18 protein-coding genes and 1 pseudogene are annotated in these 25738 nt (G+C 37.7%); 13 read left to right on the top strand and 6 right to left on the bottom strand.

What is annotated here, in order from left to right:
- From AWW78_RS01525 to AWW78_RS01495, 7 genes are all read left to right on the top strand, one after another.
- On the top strand, nt 1-970 hold a 970-nt coding region (locus AWW78_RS01525), incomplete at its 5' end, for a carbon starvation CstA family protein (RefSeq protein WP_047133937.1).
- A gap of 46 nt (nt 971-1016) precedes the next feature.
- Nucleotides 1017-2417: a tRNA (N6-isopentenyl adenosine(37)-C2)-methylthiotransferase MiaB gene (gene miaB / locus AWW78_RS01520; protein ID WP_047133936.1), complete on the top strand. Its 1401-nt coding sequence runs from the start codon at nt 1017-1019 to the stop codon at nt 2415-2417.
- Complete coding sequence (locus AWW78_RS01515; RefSeq protein ID WP_047133935.1) at nt 2371-3072, top strand: SPOR domain-containing protein; 702 nt, start codon at nt 2371-2373, stop codon at nt 3070-3072. The genes miaB and AWW78_RS01515 overlap by 47 nt, the downstream gene beginning before the upstream one ends.
- Nucleotides 3069-3845 carry an MBL fold metallo-hydrolase gene (locus AWW78_RS01510; RefSeq protein WP_047133934.1) on the top strand — a complete coding sequence of 259 codons (777 nt, stop codon included), beginning with the start codon at nt 3069-3071 and terminating at the stop codon, nt 3843-3845. Before AWW78_RS01515 ends, AWW78_RS01510 begins: the two co-directional genes overlap by 4 nt.
- Before the next feature lie 7 nt (nt 3846-3852).
- Complete coding sequence (locus tag AWW78_RS01505; protein WP_047133933.1) at nt 3853-5022, top strand: sigma-54 interaction domain-containing protein; 1170 nt, start codon at nt 3853-3855, stop codon at nt 5020-5022.
- On the top strand, nt 4997-5524 hold the full coding sequence (locus AWW78_RS01500; protein WP_075426811.1) for an LptE family protein: 528 nt from the start codon (nt 4997-4999) through the stop codon (nt 5522-5524). The genes AWW78_RS01505 and AWW78_RS01500 overlap by 26 nt, the downstream gene beginning before the upstream one ends.
- A gap of 29 nt (nt 5525-5553) precedes the next feature.
- Complete coding sequence (locus AWW78_RS01495) at nt 5554-7122, top strand: cellulose synthase family protein (RefSeq protein WP_047133932.1); 1569 nt, start codon at nt 5554-5556, stop codon at nt 7120-7122.
- Nucleotides 7123-7258: 136 nt separating this feature from the next.
- Here the strand turns inward: AWW78_RS01495 and AWW78_RS01490 are convergent, their stop codons facing one another.
- The 4 genes and pseudogenes from AWW78_RS01490 to waaF all read right to left on the bottom strand — a co-directional run bounded on the left by AWW78_RS01490 (nt 7259) and on the right by waaF (nt 17601).
- Nucleotides 7259-11506, bottom strand: coding sequence for a T9SS type A sorting domain-containing protein (locus AWW78_RS01490; protein ID WP_075426017.1), 4248 nt, complete (start codon nt 11504-11506; stop codon nt 7259-7261).
- Nucleotides 11507-11749: 243 nt separating this feature from the next.
- Nucleotides 11750-13536, bottom strand: a pseudogene (locus AWW78_RS01480) (glycoside hydrolase family 9 protein).
- 196 nt (nt 13537-13732) lie between these two features.
- Entirely contained in the window at nt 13733-16390 is a 2658-nt protein-coding gene (locus AWW78_RS01475; protein ID WP_075426014.1) for a T9SS type A sorting domain-containing protein, read from the bottom strand.
- Between the two features lie 197 nt (nt 16391-16587).
- The gene (waaF, locus tag AWW78_RS01470; protein ID WP_047133931.1) at nt 16588-17601 is read right to left on the bottom strand and encodes a lipopolysaccharide heptosyltransferase II; all 1014 of its coding nucleotides are present in this window, start codon (nt 17599-17601) and stop codon (nt 16588-16590) included.
- A 56-nt stretch (nt 17602-17657) separates the two neighbouring features.
- Here waaF and AWW78_RS01465 point away from each other — a divergent pair, with 56 nt between their 5' ends.
- Genes AWW78_RS01465 through AWW78_RS01450 form a run of 4 tightly spaced genes read left to right on the top strand, consistent with a single transcriptional unit; the run spans nt 17658 to nt 21614 of the window.
- Nucleotides 17658-19172 carry a sigma 54-interacting transcriptional regulator gene (locus AWW78_RS01465; RefSeq protein ID WP_047133930.1) on the top strand — a complete coding sequence of 505 codons (1515 nt, stop codon included), beginning with the start codon at nt 17658-17660 and terminating at the stop codon, nt 19170-19172.
- A gap of 18 nt (nt 19173-19190) precedes the next feature.
- Nucleotides 19191-19826: an MBL fold metallo-hydrolase gene (locus AWW78_RS01460; protein WP_047133929.1), complete on the top strand. Its 636-nt coding sequence runs from the start codon at nt 19191-19193 to the stop codon at nt 19824-19826.
- Nucleotides 19827-19847: 21 nt separating this feature from the next.
- Nucleotides 19848-20483, top strand: a complete 636-nt coding sequence (locus AWW78_RS01455) for a flavin reductase family protein (protein WP_047133928.1) — start codon at nt 19848-19850, stop codon at nt 20481-20483.
- Between the two features lie 24 nt (nt 20484-20507).
- A complete protein-coding gene (locus AWW78_RS01450) occupies nt 20508-21614 on the top strand; it encodes a vWA domain-containing protein (protein ID WP_047133927.1) in 1107 nt (368 codons plus the stop codon).
- Between the two features lie 3 nt (nt 21615-21617).
- On the opposite strand, the gene AWW78_RS01445 is transcribed toward AWW78_RS01450, so the two are convergent.
- Both AWW78_RS01445 and ggt read right to left on the bottom strand, forming a co-directional pair.
- Nucleotides 21618-22325, bottom strand: coding sequence for a metallophosphoesterase family protein (locus AWW78_RS01445; protein WP_047133926.1), 708 nt, complete (start codon nt 22323-22325; stop codon nt 21618-21620).
- Nucleotides 22326-22388: 63 nt separating this feature from the next.
- On the bottom strand, nt 22389-24083 hold the full coding sequence (gene ggt / locus AWW78_RS01440; protein WP_047133925.1) for a gamma-glutamyltransferase: 1695 nt from the start codon (nt 24081-24083) through the stop codon (nt 22389-22391).
- A gap of 267 nt (nt 24084-24350) precedes the next feature.
- Here ggt and AWW78_RS01435 point away from each other — a divergent pair, with 267 nt between their 5' ends.
- Nucleotides 24351-25325, top strand: coding sequence for an amidohydrolase family protein (locus AWW78_RS01435; protein WP_082357565.1), 975 nt, complete (start codon nt 24351-24353; stop codon nt 25323-25325).
- Nucleotides 25326-25386: 61 nt separating this feature from the next.
- Nucleotides 25387-25710, top strand: coding sequence for a hypothetical protein (locus AWW78_RS01430; RefSeq protein WP_075458869.1), 324 nt, complete (start codon nt 25387-25389; stop codon nt 25708-25710).
- Nucleotides 25711-25738 lie beyond the last annotated feature (28 nt).

Genomic DNA, 25738 nt, shown 5'->3' with positions numbered 1-25738 from the left:
TTTTACAAATGTTCATTTTCTGTATATTGGTCTTGCTAGTTTAGTTTTGGGAATCGTTGGAAGTGGTTTTGCTGGGGTGAGGATTCAGGCTCCATCTTTCAATATAAATTATGAGTCGATGGAGGCTCTTGGATTTGTCTGGCCATTTTTATTTGTGACCATCGCCTGTGGTGCTGTTTCAGGTGCTCATTCATTGATCGCAACTGGGACAACATCGAAACAGCTTGCTAATGAAAAACATGCTCATCTTATTGGATACGGTGCGATGCTTCTTGAATCTTTGCTTGGGTTAGCCGTTGCTTTTACGATACTTGGTGCACTCGATTTTGAGCATTATAAAGAGCTTGTATGGCCTATGCAGGGTGGTCATTTGAAACAAGGAAACGCTCCGCTTGCTTTTGCAGTAAGCGTTGGGAAAATACTTAGCACAGGAATTGGGATTCCCATCTCTTATGGAACCATATTTGGAATCTTAATGCTTGAAGGATTTTTGATAACGACAATTGACACTCTTTTCAGGTTGATGCGATACTTTTTTGAAGAGTTATGGAATGTTCTATTCAAAAAGAAACCAGCGATTTTAGACTCAAGAGTTTTCAACTCAATTCTTGGTATAACTTTAACTGCGTTGCTTGCTTTTACAAATGGATATCAAAGAATTTGGCCAATATTTGGCTCGGCAAATCAACTTTTAGCAGCTCTTACGCTCGTTGCTGTGACAGCATGGTTTGCGCATAAATCAATTAAAGCGTATTTCGCTGCTATCCCAGCTGGATTTATGATTTTGACAACAATAACTTCGCTTTTAATTCTTTTGAAAAGATATATAGAGTCGAAAAATTTAACATTGATGATAACCGATGTGCTGTTGTTATCTCTCGCAATTGGGGTTGTATTTTTAACCTTTAAGTACTTTTTCAAACTTAGAGAGGAGTTGACAAAAGAAAAAGTTCCAGAGCCAGTGAAATGAGAATCCTTGTTTTTCGAGCTATGTTTTTGTAAATTTACATACAAAGATGACTCATCAAAAACCAATAAATTTTCTTCAAGAAATGGCTGAGACAAGGAAAATTTACATAGAGACATACGGTTGTCAGATGAATCTTGCGGATTCTGAAATCGTTCTTGGGATTATGAAAAACCACGGTTATACGCTCACCGATGATGCTTCAAGGGCTGATGTAATTCTTGTGAACACTTGCAGCGTAAGAGAACATGCCGAACAAAGGGTGATAGGTAGGTTAAGTTCCTTTTTAAGATATAAAAAGCGAAACCCGAATTTGGTCATTGGAGTTTTAGGTTGTATGGCGGAAAGATTGAAGAAAAGATTGATAGAAGAAGAAAACCTTGCGGATATAGTCGTTGGTCCAGATGAGTATAGAAAGCTTCCACAACTTGTAAACGATGCGTTCGCTGGTCATAAAGGGATTGCGGTGAGATTATCGAAAGTTGAAACTTATGATGATATAACTCCGCTTAGGACAGAAGGTATAAGCGCTTGGATTACAGTTATGAGGGGATGCGATAAATTCTGCACTTTTTGCGTTGTTCCATTTACGAGGGGAAGGGAAAGGAGCAGACCACTTAAGAGCATAGTTAAAGAGGTTGAGATGCTCTCAGCTCGAGGTTATAGGGAAGTTACGCTACTTGGACAAAATGTTAACTCCTATAGAGATGGAGATTATGACTTTGCAGATTTACTTTCCGCTGTCGCACAAGTTGATAGAAATATGAGAGTTAGATTCACAACATCTCATCCGAAAGATATGTCGGATAAATTAATTAAAACGATCGCTGAACATCCAAACATTTGCAACTATATCCATCTCCCAGTGCAATCAGGTTCGGATAGAATACTTCAGTTGATGAATAGAACTTACGATAGAAAGCACTATCTTGAGCTTGTTAAAAAGATAAGAGAGACGATTCCGGGGGTTAGTTTGTCAACTGATATAATTGCTGGTTTTCCAACCGAAACGGAGGAAGATCACAAGATGACGCTGAGCTTACTTGAGGAAGTTAGATTTGATGGTGCTTTTATGTTTAAGTATTCGCCAAGAGAGGGAACAAAAGCATATGAAATGGGTGATGATGTTCCTGACGAGGTGAAGATAAGAAGATTAAACGAGATAATTGAACTTCAACAGAGGATTTCGCACGAAATTAATCAAGGTATGATAGGAAGTGAGGTTGAAGTTCTTGTCGAAGGTGAAAGCAAACGCTCATCCGAACAATGGATGGGCAGAACGGACACAAACAAAGTTGTCATCTTTCCACGAAGTGATGAAATAAAACCGGGCGATTATATTATTGTCCGCATAAACAAAGCGACATCTGCAACTTTATTTGGCGATATAGTTAAAATTCTCCATGAAAAAAACAATCCTAAAAATATTCCTGCTCTCTCTAATAATTAGTTTTGCTTTCGCTCAGGAGGTTGACATAAGTGGCTACCTTTATCTTTTAAGGGTTGGAAATGTCGACGCAGTTAAAACTGCTTTGGACAGTTTGAAAAAAGTTTATCCTAATTCTGTTAATTTGAAATATCTTGAGGCGAATTTGAATCAAGATGGGGAGCAGGCGATAAAAATTTATTATGACATTGTGCTAAATCATCCTGATAATGAGTATTCTGATGATGCGCTTTTTAAAATTGTTCAATTTTTTTATGCAAAGGGTGATTATAAGCAAGCAAAGAATGAACTTGAAAGATTGAAGACTCTTTACCCAGCGTCCCCTTATGCCAGGGTCAGTTTTCGTTTTCCGGAAGGTGAAACTGTCCCATTTGCCAATAAGCCAAGTGTGAAACCGGCTGATTCAAAGATCAATTGCAATTATTCTTTGCAAGTTGGGGCTTTCGTTGATAGAAAAAATGCTGAGAAGGAGAAAGATTTTTTTGAAAGTAAAGGGTACGGGGCGGAACTTCGCACAAAGTTTAAAGATGGAAAGTTGTTTTACCTTGTCTGGGTTGGATGCTTTTATAATAGAAATGAAGCGGAAGCAGTAAGAATGGAAATTAAAAGACGATTTGGAAGAGAAAGTTTTATCATCTCAACATTAGAAGTAAGATGAGAATTACAATTTTTGGGAGTGGCTCTGGAATACCTGAGATAGGGAAAGTTCAAACTTGTGTTGGGGTTGAACTTGATGGAAAAATGATTTTGTTAGATGTCGGCGAAGGTGCATCATCTTCAATTGCTGGAAGCGGGATTGATGTCAATATGATTGAGAAAATTTTTATTTCTCATACACACGCTGACCATTTCATTGGGTTACCAAGATTACTTCAATATTTCAAGTGGAGAAACAGAACTAAGCCGATAGAAATTTATCTACCTGCAAAACATATTGATGCGGTTGAGAAATTTTTGGCATTTTTATATATTTTCAGGGATAGGTTTGATTTTGAGTATAAGTTTTTGCCTTTGCCAGAAGGAGAATTTTTTGCTATTGAGAATTTGAAGATGAAACTTTTCCCGACGAAGCATTTAAAGAAATATAAAAAATACACTGAACTTTACGGCATTGAGACAGTCTCATATGGTTATTTAATTGAAGAAGTTACAAACGATGGTGTCAACCTGAAAAGCTTTCTTTTCTCATCGGATCTCCATTCTGTGGATGAAGTTAAAGATTATCTTGATGGACTTGATCTTTTGCTTATTGAGTGTTCCCACATTGAAATTGAGGATATAATTGATGTCGTATCTGATTTTTATATCCCAAGGATAATCTTGACGCATGTTTCTCCAGATAAAGATTTAACGACGATGACTGAATATGCTCGAGCAAAGTTTGATATGAATATCCAACTTGCTTATGACGGAATGAAAATAGAGCTATAAATTCGTGATGGTTTTGAAAGAAGACATACAAGAGAAATACGGGATTTATGGAGAGTCGCAGGCTGTAAGAGAAATCATCGCTGTTATAAAGCAAGTTGCTCCAACGGATATCACTGTTTTAATCACTGGCGAGAGCGGTGTTGGTAAGGAGCTTGTTGCTCGTGCGATTCATGGGGAAAGCAAGAGGGCGGATGGTCCATTTGTAATTGTTAACTCAGGCGCTATACCTGAGGGAATCCTTGAGTCAGAGTTGTTTGGACATGAGAAGGGAGCGTTTACTGGAGCAATCGAGACGAGAAAGGGTTATTTTGAGATGGCAGATGGTGGAACAATTTTCCTTGATGAGATTGGTGATATGCCGATCGCAACTCAAGTTAAGATTTTGAGGGTTATTGAGACTGGCGAATTTATGAGGGTTGGTTCATCACAACTAAGGAAGGTGGATGTTAGAGTTATAGCTGCGACAAATAAAAATCTCGATGAAGAAGTAAAGCGTGGCAATTTTCGGGAAGACCTTTACTATCGTCTAAGGACGGTCAACATTTATATTCCACCGCTTCGTGAGAGAAGGGAGGATATACCTGTATTGTTTGAAAAGTTTGTCGCTCAGTTTTGTGAGAGAAATAAAGTTGCTTTTGCAGGGATAACAGATGACGCAATGCAAATTTTGATAAGTTATCACTGGCCTGGAAATGTGCGCGAGTTGAAAAATTTTGTCGAAAGCATACTTGTTCTCGAAAGTGGGAAAGTTATAGATGCGAATATGGTTAGAAAGTATTTGAGGTATGGTTTTAATCAGTTTGATTATAGCAGGAATTTGCCGATAAGATATGGGAAATCGGGTGAACAGGCGGATAGGGAATTGATTTATAGGGCTTTGGTTGATATAAAAAGTGATTTGATCGAAATCAGAAATCTACTTGGCAATTTTATTGAGTTTTTCGCAAGGCAAGTTTCATCACCCCTTGCTTTGCCAGAGGCTAAAATTGATTTAAAAACTGGTACAGTAGTCGAGAACTTTTCACTTGTTGATATGGAAAAGAGAATGATAAAGGCAGCGCTTGAAAGATTTAATTGGAACAAACGACTTGCAGCAAGGGCTTTGAAAATAAGCGAGAGAACACTTTACAGAAAAATAAAAGAGTATGGGCTTGAAGAGGAAAGGCAAAAAAGATAGTTTTCGTTTTAGAATCAAACTTATTATATTTGCTGTTGTTTTAATATATGGTTGTAGGTATTCTTTTACAGGTGCATCTGTTCCGCCACATTTGAAGACGATAGCTATACCTGTTTTTGATGACCAGAGTGGTTATGGCAGAGCAACTCTTAGAGAGGAATTGACAAATAAAATCGTTGAAAGATTTATTTTGGATAATACATTAAAAATTGCCGATAAAAGCACGGCAAGTTCACTTCTTGAAGGAGTTATAGTAAGCGTTCAAGATAACCCAGTTGTCGTCGGCACTGGAGAGAGAGTAGTGAAGTCAAGGATAACTATAACCGTTAGAGTAGGTTTTTATGATATGGTCAAGCGCACGAAGGTTTGGGAAAGAACTTTCTCAAATTGGGGAGAATATGAGCTTGAAGGAAATATACAGAACAATTTGCAACTTGGAATTAAACAGGCTATAGAAAAACTTTCTGAGGATATCTTGTTGGCAACGGTAGCAAATTGGTAAAGGTAGAATTAATTTAAAAGGAGTGATTTATGGAAGCACTTGTCCTTGCAATTTATTTTATTTCGATCTTTGTCCTTTCAATTTTCGGTTCTCATGGCTTCGTGCTTGTTTATTATTACTTTAAAAACAAGAAGGACGAGATTGAGGGTCGGAAGAAAAAATTAAAGCCTAAAACGCTTGAGGAGCTTTTCGGAAGCGAAGAAAATTATCCAAATGTTACGATTCAACTTCCGATTTATAATGAACTTTATGTTGCTCCCCGCTTGCTTGATGCTGTAAGTAGGATTGATTACCCAAAGGAAAAAATGCAAATTCAGGTTCTTGATGACTCAACGGATGAAACGGTTCAAGTTGTTGCTTTAAAAGTGATGGAGTTGAAGGCTAAAGGTTTTGATATTGAACATATACGAAGGGGAACAAGGGAAGGTTTTAAAGCGGGCGCCTTAAAGTATGGGATGAAGTTTGCAAAGGGTGATTTCATCGCTATCTTTGACGCTGATTTCGTCCCGAAGCCAGACTTTTTGAAGAAGACATTGCCCTATTTTTATCTTGATGGAAACATTGGGATGGTGCAAACCAGATGGGAACATTTGAATGAAAATTATTCGCTTTTGACCCAAGCGCAAGCGCTTGCATTAAATGGACATTTCATAATGGAGCAGTATGTAAAAAATGAATCTGGTTTTTTTATAACTTTTAACGGAACAGGTGGAATATGGAGAAGGTCATGCATAGAAGACGCTGGAAATTGGCAAGGTGATACGCTTGCGGAGGATATGGACTTGAGCTATAGAGCTCAACTTAAAAAATGGAAGTTTGTATTTTTAAAAGATGTCGTCTCACCTGCTGAACTGCCATCTGAGATAAATGCTTTAAAGTCTCAACAATTTCGGTGGACTAAGGGCGCGATTGAAGTGGGATTAAAATATCTTGGTGAAATTTGGAGAGAAAATTTGCCTTTGAAAGTAAAGCTTGAAGCGACCTTCCATCTAACAAACAATTTGGTTTTTCCATTTATCTTGTTGACCGCTTTACTCAACCCACTTGTTGTGATGATAAAAGAAAGAGGCGATTACGATTGGTATTATTTCGTCATGGGCGTTTTTGTGTTGCCGTTCTTCGGACCTTTTCTTGTTTACACGCTTGCGCAAAGAGAGATTTACAGCAATTGGAAAGATAAGATAATTTTATTTCCATTATTTCTCGCTGGAAGCATGGGACTTGCAGTTAACAACACAAGGGCTGTTATCTTAGCATTGTTGAGGGAGAAAACTGAATTTGTTAGAACACCAAAATATGGGCTTATAGGGACGGAGGAAAAATGGGAAACGAAAAGATATGTTGCTTCACGAGTTGAATGGGTGACTTATGTCGAAATTTTACTTGCGATATATATGCTCATTGGGATGATGATAAGCGTGTATTATCTTGAACTTGCTGCGTTACCTTTTCAAATGATGTTTTTTGCTGGATTTTCTTTCATCGGAGTTCTATCAGTAAGGCATTCAAGAATTTGGAATGAGTATGTTGGGAAGGTGAAACTAGCATTGAACATAATCAAGAACAAATTTGCGTATAGAACTTTAAACTTGAAATAAAAAACTCACCTTTAGTTCCCCACTCTTTAAGCTTTTATAGAGGGAATGAGGAGTTAGTCAGAAAAAAAACAAACTCACCCCCTTCAATTCCCCCTCTCTAAATTTAGAGAGAGGGCAGGGGGTGAGTTCATATTCATTACTTGATCAAAACCATCTTTCGTTTAAATATTCTATCGTTGGCTTTCAACATGTAGAAATATATGCCTGAGGAAAGCTCGCCAGCATCAAAGTTTACTTTGTACCTTCCAGCTTTTAATTCCCCGTTCAGTAAAACCTTAATTTCCTGACCAATTATGTTATAAACAGAAAGTTTAACTTGAGATTCCTCAGGCAATCCAAATTCAATAGTCGTAACAGGATTAAATGGATTTGGATAGTTTTGAGCGAGATAATAATCAGATGGTATCTCGTTTGGTTGTTCAACTACAGGTGTTGGTCGCTTTATCAATCTTAATCTGCGTATCTCACTCTTTCCGTAACCTTCTCCATCGAATGGAAACACCGCCCAAAAGATATCGATCGTGTCAATATTTACCGGGAACATCGCTCTGAAGATGTAATGATAAATGCTTATCGTTGTATCAGAGGGTGAAAGTGTATCGCTGTACAAAACCGTAACAAAGGTTGGCAGTGATGAAATCTTGAAAACAACATGCGTTATCGTATCAGGTGGGACATTTAGATCATATGGTTTCGACCATGTAAATGTAATCGTGGCGCTATCATGAACAATCCCAAATGCTTGCCTATCATCAGGGGATGTTAAATGTGCAACTGGAAGGAGATTAATCTTTGTAATATCTGTCATAAACCTAGGAATGAGTTGATAGCCAGTATCTTTTCTAGTTGTATGAAATTGTCCTGCAATGCCAACTACGCTTATTGGATATCGTGGCTCAGGGCTTCCATCTATATCTGTATCAGCATCTATTCTTAGAACAATAGGTAGATTCGAATCTTTATCATAGACAATTATGTTTGCATTTGAACCTGCACCGGGCCATGTTCCAGACTTTTTCCACAGTGTGTCTATTTTGATTAACATTCCTTCATATTTTTCAGGGTTTGAAAGGAATTGTGCTATTGAAATTTTAACGGGATTAGGTGGGACGCTATCTGGTTTTAATATGGTTATATTTCCGAATGGATCTAAACTATCTGGAATAATTTCAGTTAAGCCATTGTACTGGAATATCTTTCCTTTAACTTTAACTAAATTTCCGATGTTAAGTTTCAAAGTATCAGGTAGACCATCTCGAAAAACATTAATTCCTCCTGTCTCGTCTTGTATGTAATATGAAATCGCTGGTTTACCTGAGGCAATCGGAACAAAATTAGGAGATGTTACGATTCCAGTGACTGTGACAGTTGAGTCAAGGAGGTCAGGGATGAAATTGTTATCAAGGTCGCGTTTCGCTTGAGCAATTTCCCATGAGACTGGAATCTCAGGTATATTACCCCAGAAAATTGCATATAGATGAACAATTGTATCACCTTTTATCTCGCTAAAGACCACGGAAACATACGATGTATCAAGGTCAGCTGATGGTGTGCTTTTCTGTTTGTAGTGAGTCCATTCACCTGAATAAGGATTCCATTTGGCAACAAACGCGAGGGATTGGGTAAATCCTGCTTGTCTTATCGACTTTGGATAATAGAACCATATCTTTACAGAGTCATAAACTTGATCGGGCGCATCTCCTATTTTGAAATACCAAGTATTTAAAAGCGGATTCTTAGCTCTCCCGGCTCTTCCCAAAGTCGGGTTTTTACCATCAACTCTGAAAGCAACCTTATAAAGACTCGGTGAGTTTAAATCTTTAACCGCCACAGGCAAATATACCGATTTCGTTCCAATTGGTGCAAAAACGGAATCCGGAATTGATATACCAAACTCTAATTCACCTGAGCTGTCGGCAACGACATAACGGTCTTTATTATGTCCCGTTATATTGGGGAAATAGAGATAGAAGTCTTTGTCGTTCAAATATAATTTCCCCTTGACAAATTCAAGCTCGTTGGACGATATATCCTTTGATAAGCTTAGACCCGCAGAATTATTTACAACTAGTTTGCCAATGATATTAGGGATCAAGATGCCGGTTTTTTGTGAAGTTGTCCCATTGAATTCCCATATCGTATTCCATTCAGCCAGGGAAATTTGTGAAGTGGTTATTGTGCTATCAACACCATATGGATTTGCTGTTTTAAATGTAGCATTTGCGTAAAGTGAGAATCCACCAGCTCCAGTAACTTTATTCAAACCAGCATTGAATATTTTGTATACCGTTATCCTAAATGATTCATTTGGAACAGATAAATTACCCGATGTCAATATCAGTGTATCCACATCATGGGAATGGCTTAGTGTAACCCCAGCTGGATTGTTTATCTCAAGATAACTTATAGTAACAGGTAATGAATCGCCTGTTATCTGCGGGCTTGCGCCATTGAAAATATACCTTGCTAAAGAGCTCAAACTCCATGAACCAGTATGAATCAAAGTTCCATTTACACCATTGGGATGTTTTGTTTTAAATACAGCATTATCTGAGAGAACGAAACTACCAACACCTTTGACATAGCCGGTGTCTCCTCCAACTATTGTGCCATTAATCGTAGCTGTTATAGTGCTGTCAAGGTTTAAAACGCCGTTTAAGTAAAGTGTTTTATCGGATTTTATATCAAAGCTTCTTCTGGTATTAAATGTTCCGTCCAAGATAAAGTCACCATTAATATTTAACGCCCCGGTAAATCCGGAGGTCAGCGTCCATGTAACTCCACGGCCAATTGTAAATGTTCCATTAACTGTAAATGGGCTTGAACCAACTGAATTTGTATATGAGTAAGTTGAGTCGCTTGTAAATTTCAAGTTCCAGTATGTTCTACCAGAGATAGTTGGTGTTCCTGAGTCGCGAAATTCAATAGTACTATTTGTATCAATAACGGCATAATTTAACGGTGTTGCAAGCCCTGTTGTTGTGTTATGTATGTAAGTTCCACCGATGCGCCAAACCTTGATCGTCGTGGGCAACCCGGAAACAACTGAAATTGTACCTTTATAATTGTGTAAAGTTCCATTGATATCAAGGTCATAAGTTGCAGGTCCATTTGCTATAGTAAGTGTCTTAGCCGAATCAATCTTTACAACAGCTCCACTTTCAATTGTCGTTTGAGCAATTGTCACATTTATATCAACGTTTACGGTGTGTCCAGACCTTACAATTACATCTCGGCTGAAAAACGAAGGATAGCGTATAGCAGAAGTCCAACCTGAACCTGTGTTCATTTCCCATATGCTCAAATTGCTCCATGAACCACTGCTTACTGTCCTATAATACTCATTTTTAATTGCATAACTTGATGTTATTTTCTCAAATACTCCAGCTGTTGCACTTCTGCTCCCAACTGCAAAAAATATTGAATCGTTATAAGCAACGCCTACAGCTGCATTATCAAGAGCCTCTCCACTAACACCAAAGTTTATTCCAGCATATCTTACGCCAGTTTCAGCATCAAGAATATTAAATGTCCTATTGCTACCATCACCTGCTATTATAAAATTACCCGTGGAGTCTATAAAGTTGAGGCCCATTAATTGTGACACTGTAAAATTATGCGGAATAAAATTGGCATCTTTAACCCAACTCCCGTCAACATAATCAAATTTCTCCATGTACGGGGAACCATTGTAACTCACATAAATTGTATTTGCACCCGGGCGTTTTAGCACAGTCTGAATTGCTATTGAAGAGGTAAACGAAACATTGAACAAAAGCGAATCTTTCCATCCAGCTCCACTTCTAAAAATTACATATACACCACGAGTACCTGTTTTTGAAACCCCATCACCATAGTAGATTTTAGCGTTTTCCCCAGCACCTTCAACTCTTATAAATCTTGGGCTTGCCTGAAGCACAAGATCAGTAGTACCAGTGATATCTTTCAAAATGATCCCGCTTGTTGCTTCTTCACCAACTTTATAACGCGCTATTTTTTTATTGCCGTAAGAGGCAACATAGATATATCCGCTATCATCAATTGCTATTCCATAGGGAGATGCTGTTCCCCAAGAACTACCATCAGGCATTGTTGATGCAAATGAACCATCTGGGGTTGTACTTGGTGTTGTTTCCCTGTCAACTGTGTTTGCTTTATCATAGTAAATTATGCCTATTGTTGTTGCTGAGCTCGTGATGTAAACTCTTCCATCGTATGTGCCACCTTTTACAATGGCTGCATCTCTAAATCTGTAGGATGTCCATTTTTGACCTGCGCCAGTTGTTGGGTTCCATATATTTGATAAGGTCGGCGCTTGTGCCTCAAGGATTGCTGTAATTAAAATTGTAAAGAGAAATATCCCCAAAAGTAACCGAGGTTTCATAACTACCTCCGCAATTTTATTTTTTATTTTGTCAAATTAACCCTTGTCTACAATTGCCCCTCTATTCACGACACATTCGTTCCTCAAAGATTTGCTCAAACTCTCCAAAGTAAATTCACCACCTTCAATTTAATGATCAAAATGGTATTTGTCAAGAATTTTTTATGTTTTTTAAGAAAGGATGAAAAACTATTTAATCAAGCTTAATTGAGGGAAATAGTTAGCCTTTTCAAGGTCGTATAATCAGCGTTGATTGACTTTTCGCTCTACCTCAGGGTTATATAGAAAGGAAAGATACATCACAAGACTTGCTGTGCCATCTAAGGTTGGTTCATTTGTTGAGTAATCTCCGTAATCGTCGTGGTAAACGATGTAATCAGTTTGAAATTCCCCATATTCATCGGGGCGATGTAAAGCAATGCCGATTAAACTTTTATATATCGATGTGTAAACTGGTCCATCGACAAGTCCGCCATTTATGGGGTATCCATAAATTGCTGTGAAAGCCGAATGCGGTTCTTCTGGAAAATCACCCCATTCGGGAAAACCAACGATCATGCTTGTTCCCCAGGGTTGCATCCAAAAAGCCAATCCCGATGAGATGCTTCAAGTTCAAGAAATCTTTTATCTCCGGTTAACTGATGATAAAGTCTAAATTGTGTTAAGATACTTGCAATCAAATTATTTGAACACCAGATGAAAGGTACCCTGATCCTAAAGGGGTTATTTTTTGATTTTGTCTCAATTAGTTCTAATCCAGATTTAATGTAATTTAAAATTTCCTGTTTTTGTCTTCCACGAGAATTTTCAATTAGAAAGAAATGGGCAAGATTAATAAATGGATACCATTGATAGTGGCGTGCTGTGTCCTTCCCAATCCATGGGACGATGGGTTCAGCTCTTAAGTAGTTAATCGCTTCATTGTAATAAGTAGAACCATCCAATACTTTCGCAAGCACGCTTGCTGCTAAAGCCATGTCATCTACATAATTTTCCTCTTCATAGAAATAGGGCGCTCTGCAGGGGGCAGTTTGACAAACGCCCGGTTTTGATTTGGCAAATTCATAAGCATCATTTGACTTTTCAATAAGCGTTGATTTTAATTCATCTGTAAAATACTTAAAAACCACTGTTGCGAAGGCAAAAACGGAGGCGAATTTTGCAGCGGTTGATGCAACGCCAGTAGTTCTGTTCTTATATTTGAATAATCCTTGTGGTTCCCCCGTTACAAAATAAACAGGCCGTTCAAGTCTCTTTCCATAACTAACGGTATCTTTGGTGGGCAAGCGAAATCCTCGATGATCTCGATCGTCGGCAATTTGATGATACATCTCACCCTTTGATGGATTCATCTTCAACAACCAGTCAAGCCCCCATTTTGCGGAATTTAAAACATCTGGAATTCCATCAGGAATTGAATCTCCGTTTGCATCAAATTTATCCCCGAATGCGTTTGGATTTTTGTAATATGCAAACATCAATTGAAAAGTTGCGGTTGCTGAGGTTGTCACATATCTCAAATAATCAGATGCGTCGTGCCAGCCACCGACGACATCTATATGTTCTCCTTCCTTCTCTGGGTGATAAACTATAAAACCATCATGGGTATGGCAGGAATCTTTCAAGAAGGGATTATACCCACATTGCTGTTGTCTGATATGTTGCAGTAAGAAATCGGGAGATCCGTTATAAATTCCTTTGGCAATTCTAAAAATTGGTGATCTTGAGTTCCCCGCCCGAATGTAATACAATCCTTCTTTCTTAAAATTGCTGAAATTTAATCTAAAAGTAGATTTAAATTTTTGCCATGCCCCGGTTCTTTCGATTTTTGATGAGCGATATAAAACTTTATCAGAAATAGCATCAACAATTTCAAATGATTTTATCTTTAAGTTTTCTTCACTTATCAGCACTGCAATTTTAACTGCATCGGGTTCATATCCAAGTTGATTAATTCGAATCCAAGAATCTGAAACCAGTTTGCCAACAAAGCTAAAGCTTGCTAAAAGTAATAGTAGCAAAATTCTCATGATAGATTTTATTATTTTGAAGTCCAAAACTCACCCCCTTAAATTTCCCTCTCTAAAACTTGGAAAAAGGTTAGGGGAGTTAGTCAGAAAAAAAAACAAACTCACCCCTTTAGTTCCCCCTCTCTAAATTTAGAGAGGGGGTTAGGGGGTGAGTTCATGATTCCTTTCTAAAACTTAGAGAAGTCGAAAGGTAAGTTTACTTCACCAACACCATCTTCTTAACATCGACAAAATTACCAGCCCTCAAAATATAGAGATAAACACCGCTTGACAAATCTCGTCCATCAACTGTAAATTTGTGGTAACCCGCTGGCAACTCACCAACAAATATTTCCTTCACTTTCTGACCAGCTGTATTGTAAATTTCGAGTCTGACATGGCTATCAACAGGCAATTCAAAAGCAATTGTCGTCGAAGGATTGAATGGATTTGGATAATTTTGATATAAGACATATTTCTTTGGAACCTCAATGTTGACCTCAATTATATCTAAGTCTCTTCGATCATTTTTGCCCACTGCCTCAATTCTATAATAATACTTGCCCGACTTGCTTAAACCTTTATCTACAAAAACATACTCCGCACCAAATGCAGATGAACCTTTGGCTTTCAATTCAGCATTGCTACTATATGAACCTACGAGAACATATTTGATCCCATCATCACTCCTATAAATGTTGAAGCCAAGAAATTCATTGCTTTCAACCTGAGTCCTTATTCTCAACTTAACGGTGGCACCGCTTACCTCATAGGAAATTCCGACGACCTGAACAGGCAATGAAATATCTTGTTGATTTTGTAATGGATAATTCGTTGAGCTTTTCTCAGCGGGTGAAGTCACATTAACATCACTTGGACTTTCAACTCTCAAAGCTACCCAATGCGATGGATCAGCACTTGGATCTACATCAATTGTGAGAAGAATTCTTAATCCAGGACCAGGCGTGATAGTTTGAGAAGTTGAAAAATTAATCGTTGCCACATTACTACTAAATGTTCCGCTTCCTAACTCCTCCCCGGAGTCTGCTTGGTTATTTCCATTTACATCATTCCATGCTTCAACACTTACCTCAGCGTCACCTGCTAAAGTTCCGCCCGCATTCAAAAACTTTCTAACTGTTAAACCCGCAAGTCTTGCATACCCATCATCAACCGTGAAGTTAATTGCAAGAACTGGATAATTTTGTGCACCTGGATTTGTGCTTGTTCCACCATTATCAAAAACCTTTTGCGCACTTACAATTGGAAGTTGGCCTTCATCTGCGCCTTTAAATGGATAAGTTGAGTGTCTTGTATTGCCATCAATATCTGTTGTTATCCCACTTATCGGCGTACCAACAAGGTCCGGATCTTTGATTGAACTGCCAGAGAGGTGCAAATCTGTGCCCGAGACAAATGTTACATTTTTTGAAACAGAATTTGCGTCTTTACCAGAAGCACTCTGCCAATCGGCTAAAGTTTTTTGATTTGTATTATTCCAAAAACCTGTAAAATTACTGTCGCTAGGTACAAAATAAATATTATTGTAGTCGGAATTAAAAGTTCCGCTAGTTCCAACCCTCCTAATTCCCCAAGTTTTCATAGAGGTTTCATTAGAAATGATAATATTATTTTTAATATTTACTGTTCCTGATGGAGAAGCTTCTGGTGTAGCTGCCGTTGCAAAAGCAATTCCGGCAATAAAAGATGAACCAAAATTTGACATGTCCACCATTTCGGGAAGTACAATTGTATTAAAGTAAATATTAGATGTAGAAGTGCTTATATGTCTTATACCATAAATTTTTGAATTAGAAACCGCAGATGTAGTAACAAACCCGGTTATAAAGTTATTGTAAATATTAACAACTTTGGGTGAGGCTAATTGATTATCAATCGCTATATAACCATTGCTTACGCCAGCGGTATTGTTAAGAAATCTGAGATTTGTGAATCTGTTATTATATATGTTAAACGTACCAGAGGCAGATGTGCCTGTTGATAACCAAATTCCAGCGCCAGCAGCAGATGCCATTTGCATATCAGCACTAATTGTATTTCCATATATGTTAGCATCATTAACATAATTGCACATTATTCCGCGAGTACCCCTATGAGAAATAATGTTATTTGATATTGTAACGCCGGTCATGCCTACTGTTGGAGTTCCAGAATTGCTTAGAAATAACCCTAACCCTCCATTTCCGCTCAAACTTTCTAAAGTATTATTATCAATGGTGTAATAATCTGGAGTGTAATTATTTGTTCCATCATTTCTATTTGTAAATTGTATAGGGGCTGTCGAACTTGCAGATGAACTGCGATTAATGATTATACAATTTTTTATTGTTATGTAATCATTATTTCCAAAAACTCTGATAACAGATTTTTGACCTGAAGTTGCTCCCCCCAAAATAGTTAAATCTTTCGAAGTTCCACCATCACTGTTTGAACCATCTATAGTAACATAATGAGTTGGTATTAATGATGTTTGAACGTTATAATTATTTGTTCCTATAACCCAATGTCCATCAATACCGCTGGATCTTATCTGAGTACTTGTAAAAGATAAAGTACATACTACTCCGTAATAGGGTTTAAAGGTTATCGTGTTAGTTGAGCTTGTTCCATTAACACCTAAGTAAACATCGGTAGGTTCTATATAGGTTTTTGATTGAGTAAAATACATAATTACGGGACCATTAATTCCATTTGCGGTCAGTGTAGAACAAGCGGCAAATAATGTTGTGAATTCTGGGTCACCGCCCCCCGGTTTAGTTCCTGGATCCCCAATGTAATATGTACCACTCATTGGAGTTTGTGTGAAAGAAATTGTGTACAAGAAAAGCGTTAGAAACAAAATAGCTTTTCTCATGGCTACCTCCGTAAATTTTGTTTTTTACTTTTTGCTTGCCCGATTGACCCTCGTTGCTCTCTCCCTAACATCTATACCGATTCTCAAGGCTTGTCAAATGCTCTTCCCTCAAATAAATCCATAATCTCAAAACTAATTTAATAACTAAAATTTTATTTGTCAAGAGAAAAATGCATTTTTTGCCCCCTTCAATAAAATCACTTCATCAGCTCAACGCAGGCGTTGAAAACATCTTCTACTTCTATATCCCTCATACATTTGAAATGTCCCTTTGGGCATTTCTCCCGTCCAATGTGCGAGCAGGGTCGGCATGGGATGTTTTTTTCAACTACGATACTTTGAGTACCGTATGGAAAGAAGCCGAATTCTTTGACGGTTGAACCGAAAATTGCAACTATCTTCGTTTTCATGGCTGAGCCAATGTGCATCAAGCCCGAATCATTTGTGATGAGAAGTTTACACAAAGATAAAACTGCGGATGATTCAAGAAGCGTGGTTTGTCCGCATAGATTTATAGGTTTGTTCTTCATCAAATGTTCAACAATTTCGCATCTTGCTTTGTCCTCTTTTCCTCCGAGCAAGATGATCTTTGCGTTAAACTTTTCTACAAGTTCATCTCCAAGTTGTGCAAATCTTTCAGGCAACCATCTTTTCGTCTCGTGCTTCGCTGATGGAGCAATTGCTATGTAAAGGTCTCGCTCGGAAAAATTAATTTTCTTTTTCATCTTGTCAATCGTATCTTCAGGAACAAATACCTCAAGACCCTGGTTATCATTTTTGATAGAAAACTTTGAAACAGGCTCAATGTATTTTTCTACAGTGTGAATTGCATTTTTGTATAGATTAACTTTAAATTTTACCAAAAGGAACCTTTTGAAAATTCGCTTGTTAATTTTGACTACCTTCGCACCTGATAGAGTTCTCAAAAATAGGCTTCTCAAATTATTGTGAATGTCGATAATTAAATCGTATCTTTCTTTTAAAATCAGTATCTTTAATTTTAATAGTTCTTTGAAACCATTTTTTGAATCGAACTCGATCAAATTTGTCAGATTTGGGTTGAACTTTAAAAGTTCGGAGAATTCTTTTTTTACTATAAAGTCAATTTGAGATGCGGTGAATTTATTTCTTAACACTCTTATAAGCGGAGTTGCTAAAACGATGTCGCCAATGGAACTTAACCTGATTATTAAGATTTTTTGAGGATTCATTTAATCTGTATTTTCGTTTTGTTAAAAAAATTTACAACAAAATTTAACTTCTAAAAATGAAATTTGCGAAAACGATAGGTGAGCTGAAACGCTCTGGATATAAAGTCCTTCCTGTCAAGGAAGAATTGAGAAAGAATGTGATTCAAAAACTCAAAAATAATGAGGTTCTTTTCCCGGGGATAATCGGCTACGATAAAACCGTGATCCCAGCGATAGTAAATGCGATACTTTCAAAGCATGATATAATCCTGTTGGGTTTAAGGGGACAGGCGAAGACAAAAATTGCAAGAATGTTTGTGAACCTTCTCGATGAGTATATCCCGATAATTAAAGGGTGTGAGATAAACGATAACCCTTATAAGCCACTTTGCAAAAGATGTGTTGACCTTGTGAAAGAGTATGGTGATGATGTTGAAATTGAATGGCTTCCAAGGGAAAGAAGATATGGTGAAAAGCTTGCCACGCCTGATGTCACGATAGCAGATTTGATCGGGGATATAGACCCGATAAAAGCAGCAACGCAAAAACTTTATTATTCGCATGAAGGTGTAATCCATTGGGGTATAATCCCAAGAACAAATCGTGGTATATTCGTCATAAACGAACTCCCAGACCTTCAGCCGAGAATCCAAGTTGGTTTATTTAACATAATGCAAGAGCGAGATATTCAAATAAGGGGATTTAACATAAGAATTCCACTTGATATTATGATAATTTTCACCGCAAACCCAGAAGATTATACGAACCGTGGAAATATAATAACGCCTTTGAAAGATAGAATTGGGTCGCAGATATTGACTCACTATCCAAGAACAATTGAAGATGGGATTAAAATTACAGAACAAGAGGCGTGGCTAAATAGGGATTCAGGTAAAAAGGTGATAATTCCATACTATTTTAAAGAGATAATCGAGCAAGTGGCGTTTCAAGCAAGGACAAGTGAGTTTGTCGATCAAAAGTCGGGAGTGAGCGCAAGGTTGACGATTTCATGTATGGAAAATCTTATAAGCAATGCCGAAAGAAGAGCTATAAGGCTTAATGAAGATGTTATTTACCCGAGAATTTGTGATTTAAATTTCATCTTGCCAGGTATAACGGGGAAGGTTGAACTTGTTTTTGAAGGTGAGCAAGAGGGAAGTGTGAAGGTAAGTAAGGCTTTGATTGGCAAAGCGATAAGAGAAGTGTTTAAAAAGTATTTCCCCGATCCATTACCAAAGTCAAGATACCACTCTTACGAGGAAAAAGGGAGGACGCAAGCTCAATCAAGTCATCAAGAATACGCTCAAATAATTGCTTGGTTTGAGAGCGGAAATAAAATAGAAATTTCAGATGAGATGCCAATTGATGCTTTCTATGCTGAGCTTTGTAAAGTAAAGGGTTTAAAAGAAATTGCGAAAAAGTATCTTAAAGTTGATGAAAATGATAAATATGCGATGGCGACGGCGATGGAATTTGTGCTTGATGGTTTGCATCAATTTTCAAGGATAGCAAAGGATGAAGTTGATAACATCAGTTCTTATAAAGATATGGTCGTAAGCATTTTTTCAAGTAGAACAAGGGAAGAATTTTAAAACAAAATTTGGTTCGGGATGATAGTTAAAGCTTTTGAATCAGGTCCACTTTTGACCATTGGTTATCTCGTAATTGATGAGAAAAGTAATTATGCTGTTGTGATCGATGCTCCGAAAGATTCAGCAAGAGAAATTGTAGATGAGGCGAAGAAGCAAGGTTGTGAAATTCTTTGTTTAATTAACACGCATGGGCATTGGGATCATATTGCCGATGATTCTGAAATTGTGCATTTGACTGCAGCTAAGGTTGCTATCCATCGAAGAGATGTTCATTTGCTTGAAGATCCTAAGTCCGTAATTTATGACCTTCCATTTAAGATTGAGGCAATTAGACCGGATATAATTTTAAACGACGGAGATGTGATTGAGGTTGGCAATTTAAGGTTAAGGGTAATTCACACCCCGGGTCATACGCTTGGCAGCATTTGTCTTTATGAGGAGAATGAAAAGGTTTTGTTTAGTGGTGACACATTGTTTGCAGGGACAATTGGGAGAACCGACCTTCCGGGTGGCTCTTATGATGAGATAATAAAATCAATTCAGGAAAAACTTTTTGTTCTTGATGACGATGTTGTGGTTTATCCGGGACACGGTCCCTCAACCACGATCGGAAAGGAAAAACAAACTAATCCTTTTTTAACTCAATTATTGTGAAACAAAGGTAACATAGTTCAAATGAAAATTGAACCGGGAGAACTTTCAAAATCTCAAGCGTATAAACTTTTGATAAGCGCTCTTATACCAAGACCAATTGCCCTTGTTTCAACGGTAAATGAATCGGGAGTTGTCAATGTCGCCCCATTTAGTTTCTTTGGGGGCGTAAGTTCAAAGCCACCTATAATTTACATCTCCATAGACAGGAAAAGAGATGGTGATAAAAAAGATACCTTGAAAAACATTGAACTTAATGGTGATTTTGTTGTTAACATCGTCACTGAAGAGATAGCGGAAAAGATGAATATATGCGCCGTTGATTTCCCATATGGAATGAGCGAAGCCAAAATAGCAGAGCTTACGCCAATTGATAGTGATATTGTTAGGTCCCCAAGAATACTTGAGTCGCCGATAAATTTTGAGTGTAAAGTTATCAAAATTATTGAGATAGGTGAAGCCCCCAATTCTGTTGTGTTTGGTGAAGTTGTGATGTTTCACATTAGGGATGAGCTTCTTGAAGATGGTGTTGTTAATCCAAAAAAATTAAAAGTTGTTGGGAGGCTTGGGGGCAATTTATACACGCTTGTTGACAATATCTTTGAATTGAAGAGATTAAGTTATGAAGAGTTTAAGAAAATTTACGGTCTGAACGATTGAAAATTAAAAGTGAGGTTTAAAAATATGTTCATTCGATATTCTAAATGGACGGATCAGTCGATGACAGATGAACAAAGGTTGCAGCAGTTGCTTTCTCTTTTTAGTTATCTTCTGCTTAAGACGAGCGGGGATGTGAAAGAAGCTCTTGAATGGATGAAGATGATAGGTGAAGAGAATGATTTGTTTGATGAGAAATTTACATTTGATGACTTTGTGCAAAAATTAAAAGAGATAGGCTACATTGATGAGGCGAAGGATATGTTGATTTTGACGACGAAGGGTGTTCAGAGGATAAGACAAGATGCGCTAAATGAAATTTTTAACAGTTTAAAGAAGGGACCTATATCCGGATTTCATGAAACCCCGCACTCAGGTGAAGGTATTGATAGATTAAGCGAGACAAGGCCATATCAATTTGGAGATCAACCGGCAAATATTGATTTGACATCAACCGTTACAAATGCTTTGATAAGGGATGGGGTTGATGACTTTACGATAAGGGAAGAGGATTTACAAGTTTATGAGACTGAGTTTATGACATCATGCGCAACGGTTATTTTACTTGACATAAGTCACAGCATGATTTTGTATGGCGAGGATAGAATAACCCCGGCGAAGCAAGTTTCGCTTGCCCTTGCGGAACTTATAAAGACCAGATTTCCAAAGGATAAACTTTACATCGTCGTCTTTGGTGATGACGCAAAACTTATAACCTTGTCCGAGCTTCCTTTCGTAAGTGCCGGACCTTATCATACAAACACGAAAGCAGCTCTTCAACTCGCCAGACATCTTTTGAGGAAGGAGGGGAATGTGAATAAGCAAATTTTTCTCGTAACGGATGGAAAACCTTCTGCGATTTTTGAGCCGGACGGGAGATTGTATAAAAATTCTTTTGGGCTTGATCCAAAGATAGTTAATAAAACTCTTGATGAAGCAGTCGCATGTAGAAGGGAGAAAATAACGATATGCACATTTATGGTTGCGAGGGATCCGTATTTGATAAATTTTGTCGAAGAATTGACAAAATCAAATCGCGGGCGTGCTTATTATTCCTCGCTTGATAAACTCGGCGAGTTTGTGTTTGTCGATTACATCAGAAACAGAAGGAAAAAGATAAAATACAATCTATAAATTTTACCATCCCACCAGTATCCTTTTCGCAAGCACCTTCGGCAAACCATTTTGAATGATTTTGTTTGAGGCTTTTTCAACATCGTATTCCGCACGAATCTCTTCATATGTCCAGGTATTTGTGTCAAATATACCAAAACATAATCTCCAATCCCCGTCCCTGGGTTGACCTACGCTTCCAACATTAATTATGTATCTTGTGTTTCTGTCAAGTTTTCCGTTGTATGAACCCGTCTCCGGAAAAACTCCAGGCAAATGAGAATGACCGATGAAACAAATTTTTTCCTTGAAATACGGGAATTGAACCTTTGCTTGCACTTCTGTGAAAATATATTCCCATTCCCTGGGCTGAGCTGGAGATGAATGAACGAAAAGCAAGTCTTTAAAAGATATCGTAAATGGAAGCGACTTTAAAAAGTCAAGATTTTCTTTTGTTAAAACATCCCTTGTCCACAGATCTGACTCCCGAGCGTGTGCGCTAAAATACAAGAGTTCATTTGGGTCAACTGCAACTGCATAATCATGATTTCCAATCACAACATATTTGACTCGCTTTTTTATCAGTTCAACACACTCATTAGGATTTGCACCGTATCCAACTATATCGCCGAGGCAAACGATTTCATCAACATTTTTTGTGTCGATTATTTCGAAGGCTTTCGTTAGCGCTTCAAGATTTGAATGTATGTCAGAAATAATCGCAATTCTCAATGTTGTTCAAAAGTTTACCCAATTTTTTTAGTAATTTACGAAAAGATGGAAAAATAAAGAAATTTAATATCCCATTGCGAAACCGTAACCCCTTGGGTCAGCAGCGCCATATTTAACTCCATTTTCATCAATTAAAATTGCTTGAACTTCACCTTGAAATCCGCGCCTTTCTACAAGTTTATGCCCGCGCTTTCCCAAGTTCTCAATCACATCAAGAGGCAATCCTCGTTTTTCATAGTAAACAACATCGGGATACCATTGATGGTGAATTCTTGGCGCGTCAACTGCTTCCTGTATGTTCATTCCAAAATCAATTACATTTAAAATCACCTGTAGGACAGAGGTTATAATTGTTGAACCGCCGGGTGAGCCGAGTATAAGGAATGGTTTTCCATTTTTTAAAACTATCGTTGGGGTCATTGAACTTAACATTCTTTTGCCCGGTTGGATTGAATTTGCTTTATTGCCAAGCAGTCCGAATTGATTTGGGGTTCCTGGCTTTGCGCTGAAATCATCCATTTCATTGTTGAGAAAGAAACCAGCACCGTCAACTGCAACCATTGAGCCGAAATAACTGTTTATCGTCGTCGTAACGCTTACAACATTTCCCCATTTGTCAACAACTGAGTAGTGTGTCGTATGTGAACCTTCTTCAGGTGGTGAAACCGACCGAACTATTTTTGAGCTTGGGGTTGCAAAAAGTGTGTCTATTTCGTTTGCGATCGTTTTAGCATATTCTTTTGATAAAAGTTTTTCAAGTGGAATCTCGACAAAATCTGGGTCACCAAGATATTCGGCTCTATCTGCATAAACTCTTTTCATCGCCTCGACGAGATAGTGAATTGTGTAAGATGAGCCAAATCCGTATTTTTTCAGATCGAAGTTTTCAAGAATGTTAAGAAGTTCAATCAAGCAAACGCCCCCTGAGCTCGGTGGGCCCATCGAGATGATTTCATATCCACGGTAAGTTCCAATAACTGGTTTTCTTATCACGGGTTGATAATTTTCGAGATCTTCATGAGTTATTATTCCACCACCCCTTTTCATTTCAGCAACGATCAAGTCCGCAACTTTACCTTTGTAAAATCCATCTCTACCTTTATCTCTTATCAATTTTAAAACTTTTGCAAGGTCTTTTTGAATGAGTTTATCTCCCTCTTTATATGGTTCTCCATTTTTTGAAAAGTATTTCATCGTGCTTGGAAATTTTTTAAAATGTTCAAAAGCATTTTTAAAAGCATTTGCAAGACCTTCGTTTACAATAAAACCTTTTTCAGCAAGTTTGATCGCCGGATTTAAAACTTCCTTTCTTGACATAGTTCCGTATTTTTCAAGTGCGAGCAACAGTCCAGCAACTGAGCCGGGGACCCCAACGGATAGATGTCCAATTTGGCTTTTTTCAGGTATGAAATTACCATTTTCATCTAAGAACATATCTTCGTGTGCTTTTAGCGGTGCTTTTTCTCTATAATCAATTGTGACTGTTTCACCGTTTGCCATTCTTATGACCATAAATCCTCCGCCTCCGATATTTCCAGCCTGTGGATATGTCACGGCGAGTGCAAAACCAACTGCAACTGCTGCATCGACAGCATTTCCACCCTTTTTTAAAATTTCAATTCCAACCTTTGTCGCAAGTGAGTCGGAAGAAACAACCATTCCGTTGAAAGCTTTGACGGGCTTTTTTGAAGCTGATTCAAGCAATGTTATTTGAGCAAGGAGCAATGAGAAAATTACGATAAGATTAAGTTTTCTCATTTTGCCATGAAATTAGTTTTAAATGTTTTTAATTAAATTTTACGCATTATTTTCTCACTAGTCAAGAGTAAAAGCGAAGGCATCAGGGGTGTAAAGAGGTAATTTTTTATTTCTCTGAAATTAATGTTGAAAACACTTGACAAATAGTTTTGAAATTGTTATATTAAAACTGCATAATCATCCCCGTTTCCTTTCCCGCCGAGATCGCTGGCGTGTGTCCCCGAGCGCCAGCGGTCTTTTTTATTTTTGGGGTCTTGTTGAAAAGAAATGAGAATTTTGGTATTTTTAATTGGATATGAAATTTATTGCAGGAAAGAAATAATGACCGAAAAATTTGAAGTTTGGGATGCACATGTTCACTTCTTTTCATTCAGTTTTTTTAAAACATTGATAAAGATGAAAGGTGGTGAAACATCTGTAAGCGATGAATTCGTTTTACTTAAGGAAAGATATGGTATAGAGACACCGCCAATCAGTCCCGTTCAACTTGCGAAACGCTGGATTGAGGAGATGGAGAAATACGGAATTTCAAAACTTGTCTTGTTTTCAAGCGTCCCTGAAGATACGCTCTCGGTGTCTACAGCCGTAACAGCGTTTCCAGATAAATTTATTGGCTTCTTCATGCTCAATCCACTTGCTGAAAAGATAGATTTAGAGATAAAGCACGCCGTTGAAAATATGGGGATGAGGGGAATGATTTTATTTCCTGCGCTTTACCATATTCATGTTTATGATGAATTGCTTGAACGGGTTTACCTCCTTGCTGAGGAATATCGTTTGGTTGTTTTTGTACATTTTGGAATTTTAAAGATACCAATTCGTGAGATGATCGGCGTTAAAGATCAAATAGATGGAACTTATAGCAATCCCACGGATCTCCACAGAGTTGCTGTAAGACATCCGAATGTTAACTTCATAATCCCGCATTTCGGGGCTGGATATTTTAGAGAACTTTTAATGCTTGGTGCTCAATGTAAAAATATTTATGTTGACACATCAAGTTCAAACTCTTGGGTTAAAATTCTGCCATACAAAATTGACCTTAAAACTGTATTTGAGAAAACGATAGAGATATTCGGCGTTGACAGAGTTGTATTTGGAACGGATAGCGGCGTTTTCCCTCGGGGATACAGGATTGATATACTGAATCAACAACTTGAGATATTAAATGAAATCGGTTTGTCTTCCGACGAAATTCAGAAGATACTCTCGGGGAACATAAAGCGTTTGCTCGGCTTTTAGGGAACAAGGGGTAGTGGTTCCTTTGTTTTTTAATTTTGAGAAACTATTTAAAAGGTTGACATTGAGAAGAAAAATTTACATAGTGTTAACGCTTTTAGTTTATCTCGTTGGAGTTGTTTACATCTGGATTCATTGGCATTTTCACTTAAATTTAGGTGAGAAGCAGTTCGCTGAACACAAATGCATTGGTCATAAATTTCATCCCGATTTAAAATCTGAGTTAGCCTGCGTTATCTCCCGTTTAAATTTGAATCATGTTTTTGTAAAAGGATATAATTTAAGTTCATTCGCTATTTCATCAAGTTCGTTTGCCCTTGGAGATTTAATTTTACCTAAATCCCAATTTTTCTCTCTTGTCTCAAATAGAGCCCCGCCAGTTTCATAATTTCCACACTTGTTTTTTTCACCTGCTT

Source organism: Candidatus Kryptonium thompsonii (assembly GCF_001535985.1).
GTDB lineage: Bacteria > Bacteroidota > Ignavibacteria > Kryptoniales > Kryptoniaceae > Kryptonium > Kryptonium thompsonii.
This window is presented reverse-complemented; position numbering and strand designations above follow the sequence as displayed.

Excerpts from the sequence above, each read along its gene's own strand:
- AWW78_RS01490 (WP_075426017.1), bottom strand. The coding sequence starts at position 11,506 with ATGAAACCTCGGTTACTTTTGGGGATATTTCTCTTTACAATTTTAATT.
- AWW78_RS01510 (WP_047133934.1), top strand. The coding sequence starts at position 3,069 with ATGAGAATTACAATTTTTGGGAGTGGCTCTGGAATACCTGAGATAGGG.
- AWW78_RS01460 (WP_047133929.1), top strand. The coding sequence starts at position 19,191 with ATGATAGTTAAAGCTTTTGAATCAGGTCCACTTTTGACCATTGGTTAT.
- AWW78_RS01465 (WP_047133930.1), top strand. The coding sequence starts at position 17,658 with ATGAAATTTGCGAAAACGATAGGTGAGCTGAAACGCTCTGGATATAAA.
- AWW78_RS01450 (WP_047133927.1), top strand. The coding sequence starts at position 20,508 with ATGTTCATTCGATATTCTAAATGGACGGATCAGTCGATGACAGATGAA.
- AWW78_RS01505 (WP_047133933.1), top strand. The coding sequence starts at position 3,853 with ATGGTTTTGAAAGAAGACATACAAGAGAAATACGGGATTTATGGAGAG.
- AWW78_RS01475 (WP_075426014.1), bottom strand. The coding sequence starts at position 16,390 with ATGAGAAAAGCTATTTTGTTTCTAACGCTTTTCTTGTACACAATTTCT.
- AWW78_RS01455 (WP_047133928.1), top strand. The coding sequence starts at position 19,848 with ATGAAAATTGAACCGGGAGAACTTTCAAAATCTCAAGCGTATAAACTT.
- AWW78_RS01515 (WP_047133935.1), top strand. The coding sequence starts at position 2,371 with ATGAAAAAAACAATCCTAAAAATATTCCTGCTCTCTCTAATAATTAGT.
- waaF (WP_047133931.1), bottom strand. The coding sequence starts at position 17,601 with ATGAATCCTCAAAAAATCTTAATAATCAGGTTAAGTTCCATTGGCGAC.
- miaB (WP_047133936.1), top strand. The coding sequence starts at position 1,017 with ATGACTCATCAAAAACCAATAAATTTTCTTCAAGAAATGGCTGAGACA.
- ggt (WP_047133925.1), bottom strand. The coding sequence starts at position 24,083 with ATGAGAAAACTTAATCTTATCGTAATTTTCTCATTGCTCCTTGCTCAA.
- AWW78_RS01495 (WP_047133932.1), top strand. The coding sequence starts at position 5,554 with ATGGAAGCACTTGTCCTTGCAATTTATTTTATTTCGATCTTTGTCCTT.
- AWW78_RS01435 (WP_082357565.1), top strand. The coding sequence starts at position 24,351 with ATGAGAATTTTGGTATTTTTAATTGGATATGAAATTTATTGCAGGAAA.